The 13,992-nt window shown below is 67.5% G+C and carries 7 protein-coding genes and 1 pseudogene; 4 read left to right on the top strand and 4 right to left on the bottom strand.

Annotation, left to right across the window (positions count from 1 at the left end; all coding sequences use genetic code 11):
* Positions 1–5 precede the first annotated feature (5 nt).
* Positions 6–354 (bottom strand): annotated as a pseudogene (locus GA0061098_RS18575) (ADP-ribosylation/crystallin J1).
* Positions 355–821: 467 nt separating this feature from the next.
* Positions 822–2,249: a hypothetical protein gene (locus tag GA0061098_RS18570; RefSeq protein ID WP_165637455.1), complete on the bottom strand. Its 1,428-nt coding sequence runs from the start codon at positions 2,247–2,249 to the stop codon at positions 822–824.
* Between the two features lie 75 nt (positions 2,250–2,324).
* Here GA0061098_RS18570 and GA0061098_RS18565 point away from each other — a divergent pair, with 75 nt between their 5' ends.
* Positions 2,325–3,521, top strand: coding sequence for an MFS transporter (locus tag GA0061098_RS18565; protein ID WP_091958972.1), 1,197 nt, complete (start codon positions 2,325–2,327; stop codon positions 3,519–3,521).
* Here the strand turns inward: GA0061098_RS18565 and dgcA are convergent.
* Positions 3,491–4,486: an N-acetyl-D-Glu racemase DgcA gene (dgcA, locus tag GA0061098_RS18560; protein ID WP_091958969.1), complete on the bottom strand. Its 996-nt coding sequence runs from the start codon at positions 4,484–4,486 to the stop codon at positions 3,491–3,493. The two genes, GA0061098_RS18565 and dgcA, sit on opposite strands and share 31 nt — an antisense overlap.
* Positions 4,487–4,620: 134 nt before the next feature.
* Between dgcA and GA0061098_RS18555 the strand changes: the two genes are divergently transcribed.
* Genes GA0061098_RS18555 through GA0061098_RS18545 form a run of 3 tightly spaced genes read left to right on the top strand, consistent with a single transcriptional unit; the run spans position 4,621 to position 7,442 of the window.
* Positions 4,621–5,754, top strand: coding sequence for an MlaE family ABC transporter permease (locus tag GA0061098_RS18555; RefSeq protein WP_091958966.1), 1,134 nt, complete (start codon positions 4,621–4,623; stop codon positions 5,752–5,754).
* Between the two features lie 2 nt (positions 5,755–5,756).
* Positions 5,757–6,527, top strand: coding sequence for an ABC transporter ATP-binding protein (locus GA0061098_RS18550; protein ID WP_027545159.1), 771 nt, complete (start codon positions 5,757–5,759; stop codon positions 6,525–6,527).
* 42 nt (positions 6,528–6,569) lie between these two features.
* The gene (locus GA0061098_RS18545) at positions 6,570–7,442 is read left to right on the top strand and encodes an MlaD family protein (RefSeq protein ID WP_091958963.1); all 873 of its coding nucleotides are present in this window, start codon (positions 6,570–6,572) and stop codon (positions 7,440–7,442) included.
* A gap of 392 nt (positions 7,443–7,834) precedes the next feature.
* Here GA0061098_RS18545 and GA0061098_RS18540 read toward each other — a convergent pair whose 3' ends face one another.
* Positions 7,835–13,741, bottom strand: a complete 5,907-nt coding sequence (locus GA0061098_RS18540) for an apolipoprotein A-IV repeat region-like domain-containing protein (RefSeq protein WP_091958960.1) — start codon at positions 13,739–13,741, stop codon at positions 7,835–7,837.
* Positions 13,742–13,992 lie beyond the last annotated feature (251 nt).

Below are 13,992 nucleotides of genomic sequence, written 5' to 3'. Positions count from 1 at the left end.
GGCGGCTAGGGAAAGCTGCGGACGATCTCGATCGGCCCGACGATCGCTGCATTGAAGGCATCGAGGTCTTCAGCCGGAATCCAGTACTCCAGATGCGACCGTCCGCCGGCCTCCTGTGTCATACTTCGCGATGAAGTCGCGCTTGACGGCAAAGCGCGTCACGAAGCCCGAACCGCTCGCCGGGACATTCCAGTCACGCGCGATCTTGATGGCGTAGTCTTCCGTCAGCACCGGATAGAAGATCGGCTGGTCCGGCAGGCGCGGCGGGAACGCGCGCATGCCGGATTGCTCGATCAGCTCGAGCTCTTTCGGGCCTACGGGGCGCCAGAGGGTGAGGGTTTCTTCGGGGGACATGGTGTGATGACCGGGTTCTAGTGCTCTACATACACTGACGTGTTTCTCCGCTCTACCACCGTCACCCCCGCGCAATGGCAAAGCCATTGTCGCTGGAGGTGCGCGCTCTGCGGCGCATCGCGCCGCTGAGCAAGCCTCGAAGGGCGACGCCCGGCTGCATCGGGGCCGTGCATCTTTCGAGGCTCCGTGCACGTTGCCGCGCATCGTGCGGGTCGCGCCTCCAGCGACAATGGCTTTGCCATTGCGCGGGGATGACGGCGATAGAGCGACGCCTCGCTGCGCTCGCAATGACGACGTGGCGCGAGCGCGCGCCTCTTCCTCGCTCTCGTGCCCCGGACGCAGCGCAGCGTCTCTTCGACGGTGCGCTGCTGAGCCGGGGCCCATTTCGCAGCGGAGAGCGTGACCTCTGGGTCCCGGCTCTGCGCTGCACCGCTAGCGCGTTGCAGCTTGTCCGGGACACGCAGGCCTTACGAGAAGAACGCGATCTTCTCGGCCTGGGTCATGCGGCGGATCGGGGCGAGGGGATCGTTGGCCGGCGTGCGGGGCTTTTGCAGGATGCCGCTGGCGAGGATGGTGGCGCCGAGCGAGGTCTCGGGCAGGGAAGCAGACAAGGGCGAGGGCATAGGCAGCGACGTGGCCGGCGCCGCAGCGAATGTTGCGGTGACCGCCATGGCCTGAGCCGGCTGCTCCATCACTTCGGCGGCGGCCTCCGCGATGGCGTCGGTGAGGCGCGCGAGCGAGTCCATTGCGATGGGCGCGTGGGCGGCGGGCTCCTCCGCCACCGCTGCGACGACCGGCTCTGCCGCGATCGGTTCGGAAAGCTCTGCAGCAACGGGCGCTGCGGCCTCCGCCACCATCGGCTCCGCAATGGCCGCTTCCATCTCGACCGGCGCGATGATCTCGTCGAAATCAGGATCGGGCGCGGCCATCTCGAGCGCGATGGCCTCGAGCACGGCGTCGTCCTCGGCTTGCGCGGCCGCGTCGAGCGCGAACGCGTCAGCGGCTTCCGCGGAGGCGGTGGGGTCCGTGGTCGGGTGCTCAAACGAGGCGGCTTCGGGCACGACGTCTTCCGGCGCGACTTGGTCGTGCGCTGTGCTCTCGACCGCGGTCTGGCTCTCGGCCGCGATCTCCGGCGCGACGGTCGTGCCCATTGCCTGTTCGGCCTCGGCGAACGCTTCGCTGGCGACGGTCGCTTCGGGCTCAGCAGCCGCGGCGACGTCCCGCGGCGGCTCCGTAAAAGCCACGGGTGCTTCGCTCGCCATCGCCGCGGGCGCGGTCTCGACGGGCGGAGCTTCGGCGACGGATGACGGGGCCTGCTGCACCGGAGCGGACGCGGGCGGCGCCGCCTGCGGCGTTGCGCCGCCGTCGGTCTGCTCCACCCGATCCCTCAGTAGATCGAATGCGGTTTTGAGCTCGACTCGGGGGTCGATGGTCGAAATCTGTCCGCAGGCGGCCTCGATCGAGGCGAGCTGCGAATCAATGAGGTCGCAGATTCGTCCGTCGGCGCCGATCTCGCGCCAGCGCCAGGAGATCTCCTTGATGATGCGCACGCCGCGCGGGATCGCGGCGAGGCTCGCCTCGATCGCGGCGGGGTCGACGGCGGCGATGGCGATCGTCTCGGCCTCGCGGATCGCGCGGCGGATCTCGACCAGCGCTTCGGGCAGGCGGTCTTCGACGACGGGTTGTCGCTGCGCTGCAAGGGTTTCTTCGATTTTCGCGACCGCGTCGAGCACCATGCTCGTGTCGGCATTGCGGTTGCGCTTGGCGTATTCGCCGAGGAACCAGCGGCCGCGCGCCGTCTCCATGAAGGCTTCGCGGATCGCATCGTAATCCTGCTCGTTCGGCTCGGCCGCGCGGGCAGACATGGGCGAAAGGGCGAATGCTTCGTTGGCCATTGCGATCTCGTCGCGCAAATCACCGCGCGTTACAGTAACGATCACCACGATATCGACCGAATCGCAATTGGTTTGATGGCACCCGAATCACAAATCCCCACACCAGCATCGGCGAAACGGCGATTCGCCGTCAGCCTCGCCCTGTTCTATTCGGCCGTCTTCGCGGTCTCGGGCACGCATCTGCCGTTCTTTCCGGTGTGGCTGAAGGCGATCGGCATCGACGCGGCCTGGATCGGCCTCATCAACGCGCTGCCGGCGATCACGCGCTTCACCACGCTGCCGCAAGTGACCGCCTTCGCCGAAAAGCGACATGCCATTCGCGCCGGCATGATGGTGTCGGTGCTGGCGACCGCGATCGGCTTTACGGCGATCGGCCTGCAGCAGCAACCGCTGGCGCTGTTCCTGATCTATGCGATGACCTGCATGATGTGGACGCCGACGATGCCGCTGACCGATGCCTATGCGCTGCGCGGCGTCGCCCGTTACGGGCTCGATTACGGACCCTTGCGGCTGTGGGGCTCGGCGGCCTTCGCCGCCGGCTCGCTCGCCTGCGGCTATCTCGTAGACCACATCGCCGCGCGCGATCTGATCTGGGTCATCGTCGCATGGGCCATCGTTGCGGTCGCAGCCGGCCTGCTGCTTCAGCCGCTGGACGATGTCAGGCGCAAGACGACGGAGAGGCATGCCGGCAAGGCGCTGCTGCGCGATGCCGGCTTCTGGGCCGTCATCGTCTCGGCCGCGCTGATTCAGGGCAGCCACGTCGCCTACTACACCTTCTCCGCCATCAACTGGCAGCTCCATGGGATCAGTGGGCTGACGATCGCGGGCCTGTGGACGCTGGGCGTGATCGCGGAGATCGTGGTGTTCGCGCTGTCGCCGCGCTTCTCGCTGCATCCGTCCACCATGATCGCGATCGGAGGGCTCAGCGCCGTGCTGCGCTGGATCGTCACCGCGAGCGAGCCGCCGCTCGCGCTGCTCGCGATCGTCCAGCTTGGCCACGGCCTCAGCTTCGGCATGACCATCGTCGGCACGATGAATCTCCTGGTGCAGCGCGTGCCCTCGCATCAGATCGCGCGGGGGCAAGGCTATTACGCCGCGTGCAGCGGACTGCTCGGCGCCGCGACCTCGATCGCGTCAGGTGCGATCTACGCCCGCATCGGCGATGGATTGTACTACGTGATGGCTGCGATGGCGGCGGCCGGCGCGCTTCTGATCTGGTCGGCGCGGCACCGGCTCAAGCCTCAGCCCCAAAGCGAAGCGTCCGGCGGATAGACCAGGCTGTCGTCATAACGCAGGCCGTGATCGCGGTCGTGCGCCAGCAGCAGCGGGCCGTCGAGATCGACGAAGCGCGCCTGTGGCGTCACCAGCATCGCGGGCGCCATCGACAGCGAGGTTGCGACCATGCAGCCGATCATGATCTCGAAGCCGAGCGCCTGCGCAGCGTCCGCCATCGCGAGGGCCTCGGTGAGGCCGCCGGTCTTGTCGAGCTTGATGTTCACGGCGTCGTAGCGGTCGCGCAAGGGGGCAAGCGACGAGCGGTCATGCACGCTCTCGTCGGCGCAGACCGCTAGCGGCCGCTTGATCCGCGCCAGCGCCTCGTCCTTGCCCGCGGGCAGGGGCTGCTCCACGAGGGTGACGCCGACGGCGTCGCAGGCGGCGAGATTGTGCGCCAGATTGGCCTCGGTCCAGGCCTCGTTGGCATCGACGATCAGCTCGGATTCGGGAGCGGCCTTGCGCACCGCCGCGATCCGCTCCGGATCGCCGTCGCCGCCGAGCTTGATCTTGAGAAGCGGCCGGTGCGCCGCCTTGGCGGTGGCGGCGGCCATGGCCTCGGGGGTCCCTAACGAGATCGTGTACGCCGTGGTGCGCTCGCCCGGCACCGGGCGGTCGAGCAGGTTCCAGGCCCGCTGGCCCGCCGCCTTGGCCTCGAGATCAATCAGGGCACAATCCAGGGCGTTGCGGGCGGCCCCGGGCGCCATGGCGGCCTGGAGGGCTTGCCGCGTCAGCCCGTCCGCCACGGCCTGCTGCATGGCCTGGATGGCCGCCAGCGTCGCCTCGGGTGTCTCGCCATAGCGGGGGTAGGGCACGCACTCGCCGCGGCCGGTCAGGCCGTTCCGGCTGACTTCGGCCACGACCGTCACGGCCTCGGTCTTGGCCCCCCGGCTGATGGTAAAGCTGCCCGCGATCGGGAAGCGCTCGATTCGCGCCGCCAAGGCAGCAAATTTGATGGAAGTCATTTTGAACTCTGGCGAAATCTGAACCTGCTAGTTACCTCTAGCAACTAACATTAACCACTTGGGGATACCTTCTCTGGGTAAGGGCGCGTGCGCAACACTCTGATTTTCTCCGCCCCGGCACGGGAGCGGACATCTTGAGCAGCGATCCGAAGCTGGAGCGGATTGCCAAGGGCAACGCGCTGGCACTCTGCGCCACCGGGACATGGACCGCGAGCTTCGCGCCGGTCCTGGAGCGGATGGTGGCCGACGCCGAGAAGCTCGCAGGCGGCCAGCAAAGCATCTTCATCGACGTCTCCGAGGTCGCCAAGCTCGACACTTTCGGCGCCTGGCTGATCGAGCGGCTGCGCCGCAGCCTGACGAACGGGCCCGTCGAGGCGCAGATCGCGGGTCTGTCCGCCAATTATTCCAGCCTCGTGGACGAGGTGCGGCGGGTCAGGGCGACGGCCGTGGTCGACAGCGGCACGGTGACCATCACCGGCATGCTGGAGCAGATCGGCCGGACCGTGGCCGGCATCGGCGGCACCGTCGCAGGCCTCGTCGACATGCTCGGCGCCGTGCTCGCGGCGGGATTTCGCGTCCTGATCCATCCGCGCTCGTTCCGCCTGACCTCGACCGTGCATCACATGGAGCAGGTCTGCTGGCGCGCGGTGCCGATCATCGTGCTGATCACGTTCCTGATCGGCTGCATCATCGCCCAACAAGGCATCTTCCATTTCCGCCGCTTCGGCGCCGACATCTTCGTGGTCGACATGCTGGGCGTGCTGGTGCTGCGCGAGATCGGCGTGCTGCTGGTCGCGATCATGGTCGCCGGACGCTCGGGCAGCGCCTACACCGCCGAGCTCGGCTCGATGAAGATGCGCGAGGAGATCGACGCGTTGCGCACGATGGGCTTCGATCCGATCGAGGTGCTGGTGCTGCCGCGCATGATGGCCCTGGTGCTGGCGCTGCCGATCCTGGCATTCCTCGGCGCGATGGCCGCGCTCTATGGCGGCGGCCTCGTCGCCTGGCTCTATGGCGGGGTCGAGCCCGAGGCCTTCCTGCTGCGCTTGCGCGACGCCATCTCGATCGACCATTTCATCGTCGGCATCGTCAAGGCCCCGGTCATGGCGGCCGTGATCGGCATCGTCGCCTGCGTCGAGGGCCTCGCCGTGCAGGGCAGCGCGGAATCGCTGGGCCAGCACACCACGGCTTCCGTGGTGAAGGGCATCTTCTTCGTCATCGTGATGGACGGCGTGTTCGCCATCTTCTTCGCCTCGATCGGGATGTGACGATGGCTGGCGAGATCCAAAATCCGATCATTCGCGTCCGCGACATCACCGTGCAGTTCGGTAGCACACGCGTGCTCGACGGCCTCAACCTCGACGTCAAGCGCGGCGAGATCTTGGGCTTCGTCGGTCCTTCCGGTGCCGGCAAGTCGGTGCTGACGCGCACCATCATCGGTCTGGTGCCGAAGGTCGCGGGCTCCATCGAGGTGTTCGGCGTCGACCTGGATTCCTCCAACACGTCGCAGCGCCGCAACGTGGAGCGGCGCTGGGGCGTCTTGTTTCAACAGGGCGCGCTGTTCTCCTCGCTGACCGTGCGGCAGAACATCCAGTTTCCGATGCGCGAATATCTTCGGGTCTCGCAGCGGCTGATGGACGAGATCACCATGGCCAAGCTCACCATGGTCGGCCTCAAGCCCGAGGTCGCCGAGCGCTTCCCGTCCGAACTCTCCGGCGGCATGATCAAGCGCGTCGCGCTGGCGCGTGCGCTGTCGCTCGATCCCGACCTCGTCTTCCTGGACGAGCCGACCTCGGGCCTCGATCCGATCGGCGCCGGCGATTTCGACGAGCTGGTCAGGACGCTGCAGCGCACTTTGGGGCTGACCGTTTTCATGGTAACCCACGACCTCGACAGCCTTTACACAGCGTGTGACCGCATCGCCGTTTTAGGGAACGGTAAGATCATAGCGGCAGGGTCGATCGCCGACATGCAGGCCTCGCAGCATCCTTGGCTGAGGCAATATTTCCATGGCAAGCGCGCCCGCGCGGTCATGGGTTGAGTGGCTGGGTTGAATAGCCGTGATGAGTAGCCGGAGCACCTGATGGAAACGCGGGCAAACTACGTCTTGATCGGGTCGTTCACGCTGGCGGTGATCGCCGCGGCGATCGGCTTCGTGCTCTGGTTCCAGTCGCTGCACACCACCAAGCAGCGCAGCCCTCTGCGCGTCGTGTTCGAGGGCCCGGCGGCGGGCCTGCGCAACGGCGGCAGCGTCAATTTCAACGGTATCAGGGTGGGCGAGGTGGTCTCGGTGAAGCTCGACAACCCGCGGCGGGTTGTCGCACTCGCCATGATCGAGAACAACGCCCCGATCCGCAAGGACACCCTGGTCGGCCTCGAATTCCAGGGCCTCACCGGCGTCGCCGCGATCTCGCTGAAGGGTGGAGACGAAGCCGCAGCCCCGCCGCCGCTCGATCAGGACGGCATCCCGACGCTGACGGCCGACCCCAACAAGCTCCAGGACGTCACCGAGGCGATCCGCGGCACGCTGCAGAACATCAACAAGATCGTCGCCGACAATCAGGAATCGGTGAAGAACTCGCTGAAGAATTTGGAGACCTTCACCAACTCGCTCGCGCGCAATTCCGAGAAGATCGACGGCGTGATGGCCAAGGTCGACGGCGTCATGGTCAAGGCCGATAACCTCATGCTCGGCCTCAACACGCTTGCCGGCGGCAAGGACGGCGGCGAGCTGTTCCAGGCGGTGAAGTCGATCCGCGAGCTCGCCGACGATTTCGACAAGCGCTCCGGCGCATTGATGAGCGACGGCCGCCGCACCCTCGGCGACATCAGCCGCGCCGTGAACAATTTCGACCGCAACCCGACCCGCGTGCTGTTCGGCGCCAGCAACAGCAGCGCCCCACCGCCCCCGCCGCCCGAGCCGCCGAGGTCGGCCGCGCCGGAGCGCAGGCGGTAGGAGGCGTTTGGTCCACGAACCTCTCCTCCGTCATTGCGAGCAAAGCGAAGCAATCCAGACTGTCTCTGCGGAGGTAGTCTGGATTGCTTCGTCGCAAGAGCTCCTCGCAATGACGAAGAGTGCAGCCGCCGCAGCGCAATCACTCTCGTGTCCCGGACGCGCTGCAACGCTCTTCGCATAGCTGTGCAGAGCCGGGACCCAGAAGGCAACACGGTACACGTGGAGAGATGGGCCCCGGCTCTGCAGCGCACCGCTGAACCGGACGATGCTTCGCATCGCCGGGGGAAGCGCTGCGCTGCGTCCGGGGCATGGGAGCGCGGATGACTGCCCAAACAAAACGGAGGCCGTGAGGCCTCCGTTTTCATTCGCTGTTCGTTGTCGCTGCGAGCCGCTTATCCCAGCCGTCCCGCCGCGTGCGCGAGCAGCGTGTAGACCAGCCCCGTCTCCGAGGTCAGGTGGCTGCGCAGCTCCTGCGGGCCGCGGCCGTCGCGGGCGACTTCGTCGAGCAGGCGTTCGAACTCGGCGACGTAGCGGTCGACCGTGCCCTTGAAGTTGCGGTCGGCGCGGTACTTGCGGGCGACCTCGTCGAAGGCCTTCTGGCCGGCGGGCGTGTAGAGGCGCTTGGTGAAGGCCTTGTTCTCGCCGCGCTGGTAGCGGTCCCACATCTCGGCGGCGAGGTTGCGGTCCATCAGCCGGCCGATGTCGAGCGACAGCGATTCCAGCGGATTGCCGCTTGCCTGCGGCGCCTGCGGCTGTGGCGCGGGTGCGGCGCGGCCACGCGGAGCCTCACGGCCGGTCGGGGCGCCCTGATTGGCGTCCGTGCGGTTGAGGAGGTCCGACAGCCAGCCGTCACGGCCCTGGTCGTTACCGGCGGGCGCGACCGGCGGTGCGTCGGCGCGGCGCGCGGCCGGCACGCCGAGGTCCGGCGGCGGCAGCGTGGAAGCGCTGCCGGTGTCGCGCATGCGGGTCTCGGCGCTACGTCCGCTCGCAGCTGCCATGATCGGCTCCTCCTGGCGCTGGACCGCGACGGACGCGCGGCCCGTCGTGGTGACGTCGAGGCCGCGGCCATGCTGGGCCACGATGCGGTTGAGCTCGGCGAGGGCCTCGATCTGGTCGACGATCACCTTGCGCATCTGCGCAGTGCTCTCGGCGGCCTCCTGCGGCATCTCGAGCACGCCGCGGCGCAGCTCGTTGCGGGTGGCTTCGAGCTCGTTGTGCATCTCGAAGGCCATCTGCTTCATGCTGGAGACGAGGTTGGTGAACTTCTCGGTCGACTGCTTGAACATCGTATCCGCCTCGTCCGTGGTCTGGCGGTAGATGTCGTGCATGGCCTCGATGGTCTGCCGGTGCTCTTCCTCGGATGCGACGCGCACCGCCTCGAACTGGCGGGTGATCGCGGCCGAGCCTGCGCCGGCGGTCTCGGCGACGACGCGGGCGATGTCGCGGGCACGCTCTTCGGCGGCGGCCAGCGATTCATCGAGCAGGCCGGTGAAGCGCGACAGGCGCTGATCGAGATCGGCCGTGCGCAGATCGATCGTGGTGACGAGCGATTCCAGCGCCTGCTTGCGCTCGGCGAGCGAGGCGGTGGTGTTCTTGTTGCTCTGCTCGACGACTTGCGCGGCGTCGACCAGGGCCTTGCCGTGCGCGTCGAACTGGGTCGACAGCTCGCCGAGATCCTGCAGCGCCTTCGTGGTCTTGCTGTTGAAGACGTTGAGCTGCTCTTCCAGGTTCTGCGTCGCCGCGCCGTTGCGCGAGGTGACGTCGTTCATCGCCGAGACGAAGTCGGCGACGCGCGTCACCAGCGCCCGCTCGAGCGAGTTGAGGTTGTCGTGCGCACCGGTTAGCACCTCCTGAAGCAGGATGTTGCCTTCGCGCAGGCGCTCGAACAGCGCCACCGTGTCCGTACGCAGGATCTTGCTGGTCTCCTGCATCTCGGTGACGGCCGCGATCGAGACCTGGCGCGACTGGTCGATCGCCGCGCGCGAGGCCTGCTCGAGGTCCTTGAGCGACTTGCCGACCGCGCCGGTGGCGATCTCGCTCGCCGCGTTGATGGTGCGCGCGACTTCCGAGCCGTTGCCCATCATGGTCTGCGAGAAGGCCTGGCCGCGCGTTTCGATCGACTTGAGCGCGTCCGAGGTGACGCGGTCGATGTCGAGCGTGAGCTGGCTGGTCTTCGAGCCGATCGCGTCGACCAGGGCGCCGCGCTTGGAGTCGATCATGTTCGACAGACGGTCGGCCTGCTGCTGCACGTAGGTGACGATCTCGTCGGTCTTGCCGGTCATGGCCTGGCCGAAGCTGGAGCTGGCGGCGAGCACCGAACGCTCGACGTCGGACGAGCTCGACTTGACCCGCGAGCTCGCCTCGTTGGAGGCCGAGATCAGCGCGTTCTGGGCGTTGAGCGCGCTGGTCTGGATGTCGTTGGTCGCGTTCGCGGTGGCCGCGCTCAGCGTCCGCTCGATCTCGGTCGAGATCGTGCGGATCTGGCTCGCGGCGTCCGCCGAGGTCGAGGTCAGCGAGGTCTGGGCCTCACGCGCACTGTTGAGGATGGTCGAGGCGGTGTCGGCGCCGACCGCAGTCAGCGTGCGCTCGATGTCCGTGGTCAGCGACTTGATCTGGCTGGCCGCATCGGTCGAAGCGGAGATCAACGAGCCCTGGGCTTCGCGCACGCCGCTGGTGAGCGCCTCGATGGTGGCGCCGCCGGCGGTCGCCAGCGCGCGCTGCATCTCGGCCGCGAGCGAACGGACCTGGCTGGTCTGCTCGGCCGAGACTGAGAGCAGGGTGGTCTGAGCGTCGCGGGCGCTGGTGGTGATCGTCTCGGCGGTCGACTGGCCGACCTGCGAGAGCGAGCGATGCACTTCGGCCGCGAGCGACTTGACCTGGCTCGCCGCATCCGAGGATGCCGTTACCAGCATGTTCTGCGCCTCGCGCGCGCCGGAGGTGATGGTTTCGGCGGTCGAGGTGCCGGCCATCGAGAGCGAGCGCTGCACATCGGCGGTGAGCGACTTGACCTGGGCCGCCGCATCCGCAGACCCGGCAACCAGCGTGTTCTGCGCCTCGCGCGCGCCGGAGGTGAGTATCTCGGCGGTCGAGGTGCCGGCCATCGTCAGCGAGCGCTGCACGTCCGAGGACAGCGCCTTGATCTGGTTGGCGGTCTCGGTCGAGGCCGCGATCAGCGCACTCTGCGCGTCGCGGGCGCCGGCGGTGATCGATTCCGCCGTGGTGGAGCCGGCCTGCGACAGCGAACGCTGCACGTCGGCGGTGAGCGTCTTGACGTGGTTGGCCGCGTCCGAGGACGCCGTGACAAGGGTGGTCTGCACCTCGCGGGCGCCGGCCAGGATCGAGGCTGCGGTGGCAGAACCTGCCGCCGAAAGCGTACGCTCGACGTCGGCCGCGAGGCCCTTGATCTGGTTGGAGGCTTCGCCCGAGGCTGCGACCAGCGTCGACTGCGCCTCGCGGGCGCTGCTCAGGATCGAGTTCGCCGAACCGGTGCCGACCGCGGTCAGCGCGCGCTCGACCTCGACAGAGGTCATCTTGAGCTGAGCGTTGACGTCGGAGGAGACTGTCATCAGCGACTGCTGGGCGGTGCGCGCGCCGGTCTGGATCGTCTCGCTGGTGTTGACGACGAGGTTGGTGAGCGAGCGCTCGGCGTCCTCGACATGCGAGCGGATCGCGGTCGAGATCATCTCGGCGCGGGACATCATGTCCTCGCTGGCCTGGCGACCGCTGCTTTCGATGCGGCCGGCGACGGCCTCGACGCGGGAGCCGAGCAGGTCCTCGAACTGCGCCACGCGCACGTCGATGTCGCTGGCCACCGAGCCGACCCGGGTCTCGATGACCTGATGGATCTCCTGGAAGCGCGCCGTGACCGTGTCGGTCAGGTGCGTGCTGCGGCCGTCGATGATCTCGGTGACGCCGGTGATGCGGCGGTCGACCGCCTCGATCGCCTGCGCGGTGCCGTCCGTGAGGGTGGAGGTCAGGAGGGTCAGGCGCGTGTCGATCGACTGTACGGCCTGCGAGGCGCCGTTGGTGACCGCGGTGGTCAGGTAGGTGAGGCGGGAGTCGATCGACTCGAGCGCCTGCGTCGCATTGCCCGTCAGCGTCGTCGTGAGGTGCGTCAGGCGGGTATCGATTGACTGGATGGTCTGCGAGGCGTCATCGGTCAGCGTGGTGGTGAGGTTGTTGAGGCGCGCATCGATGGTCTCGATGGCCTGCGAGGCGCCGCCGGTCAGCGAGCTCGTGAGATGGTTGAGGCGCGCATCGATGGTTTCGATGGCCTGCGATGCACCGCCGGTCAGCGACGTCGTGAGGTGGGTGAGGCGGGAGTCGATCGACTGGATCGCCTGCGCGGCGCCATCCGTCAGCGAGGTCGCGAGCGTGTTGATGCGCCCGTCGATGGTCTCGGTCATGGATTGCGCGCGGGTGTCGAACGACTGTTCGAGCGCGGCGACGCGGCCGACGAGCTGCTCGTCGAAGGTCTTGATGTGACCATCGATCGTGCCGTCGAGGCTGGCGATCTTGCCGTTCAGCGAGGCGTCGAGGTGGTTGACGCGTTCGCCGACCGTGGTCTCGAACTGCACCAGGCGCTGGTCGAGCAAGGCCGTGATCTCGCCGCCGTTCGCGGTGAAGCGGGTGTCGAAATTCTCGACATAGGTCTTCAGCGACTCGTGGATGTCCTGCGTGCGCTGGCCCATGCGCTCGACGATCTCGCCGCCGAAGGTCTTCACGGTGCGGTCGAACTCGGAGATGTGGCGCGTGATCAGCGCGCCCAGCGTGCCGGAGTCGCGGGCGAACTTCTCGACCAGCTCGGTGCCCTGGTTCCTGACCAGCTCGTCGAACGCGCTCATCTGCAGCGACAGCGAGTCGTGCGCGGTCTCGGTCTGGCTGACGACCTTGGCGACGAGGGTGTTGACGGTGGCGTCGAGCGCCTCGCTTGCCTTGTCGCCGCTCGTCAGGATCTGGCCGGCGAGGCGGTTGCCGGCGTCGTCGATCTTGGCGGAGAGGTCGTTGGAGCGCAGCTCGAGCTCGAGCAGCAGCGAGTCTGAGGAATTCTTCAGGCTGTCGTGCACCTGCTCGGTGCGCTCGGAGATGCCGTCGACGATCGCGGCGGAGCGCTGCTCGAATTCGCCGGTGATCCGGTCGATGCGCTCGTTCAGCATCTCGTGGACGCGGTCGGCGAGGTCGACGAACTCGTCGTGGACGTGGCCGGTCTTGAAGTTGAGGCTGGTGGTCAGCCGCTCGCTGGCGTCGAGCACGGCGCGCGTGGTCTCGTTGCTGGCTTCCTCGAGGCGGTCGAGCAGGTCGCCGCCGCGCTCGCCGAGCGCCAGGATCATGTTGTCGCCGGCATTGCTCAGAGCGCTGGTGATGTGGGCGCCGCGCTCTTCCAGCGCGCCGGTGATGGACTTGGCGACCTCGTCGACGCGCGAGGCGATCGCATCCGAGATCAGCGCGATGTCGTGGCGCAAATCGATCTGCACGCCAGAGATGGCGCTGCGGACCTGCTCGGCCTGGCCGACCAGATTGTCGCGCTGATGCGCGATGTCCTGCAGCAGGGCGCGGATGCGCACTTCGTTGTCGGAATAGGCGCGTTCGAGCGCGGCGACCTCGTTGGCGACCAGCGTCTCGAGCTCGCCGGCGCGCGCGATGGCGCGCTCGATGCCGTCGCCCATCGCCGCGACCTCGCGGCGGATGGCCTGACCGACGGTGACCATGGAATCGGAGGCCGAGCCCTCGGGTTCGGAGAAGCGGATCGCGACCTGCGCCATCGCCTGCGCGATCATGCGCATTTCCTGGCCGCGCCAGACAAGGCTCGCAAGGAAGTAGAACAGCATGATCGGCGCGAAGAACATCGCGATCAGGCCGGCGATGACGAGCACGCCGCCGCTCTGGCCCATGGCGGCCTGGATCGAGGGCAGGAAGCCGAACGTCAGCGCGGCGCAGGCGGCGAGCCAGACGCCGGCGAAGATGGTGGCGAAGGTGTAGACGTTGCGGGCAGGGCGGCCCTTCTGCAGGGCCTGGAGCAGCTGGCCGATGGTCTCGCGGTCGTCATTGGCGGCGCGGCGCGAAGAGCGCGGCTCCTCGACCGGATCGAACACGGTCGAGCGTTCGTTGGCGGCAGGGCGCGGCTCGAAGCTCGGCTCGTCGAAGATGGGGGGCGGCGGCGCCACCGAAGGCGCGGTTTCGTTGCGCATCGCGGCGTTGCGGCTGGTGTCGGCAGCCGTGTCGCTGATGTTCAGGGCTTCCTGGATCGCAGAAAGCGCAACTTCTGTGGGGTCTTTGACCTTTTTCGGAGTGTTCGCCATGTTCAGTCCGAGCCCTCGTTACTTGTACGCGTCCCCCCGCGAGCCCTGCGCGCTGCGCAAGCCCACAGACCGGATCATGCCGCTTGCGCGGATCTCCGAGCCGTCCCCACCCGGACGGCTTGTCCGCCAATTTCCGCAACATCCTATTGGCAGAGCGTGGCGAATGAAATGCCCGCGATTAAGACAATCTTAATCATCGTTAACAGGATCGCGCCGTAAGACCTTAGCAACAAATGCAATTCTCCACCGGA

The organism is Bradyrhizobium shewense, from assembly GCF_900094605.1.
Lineage (GTDB): Bacteria > Pseudomonadota > Alphaproteobacteria > Rhizobiales > Xanthobacteraceae > Bradyrhizobium > Bradyrhizobium shewense.
The sequence above is the reverse complement of the archived record's forward strand: the minus strand, read 5'-3'. Positions and strand labels throughout refer to the sequence as shown.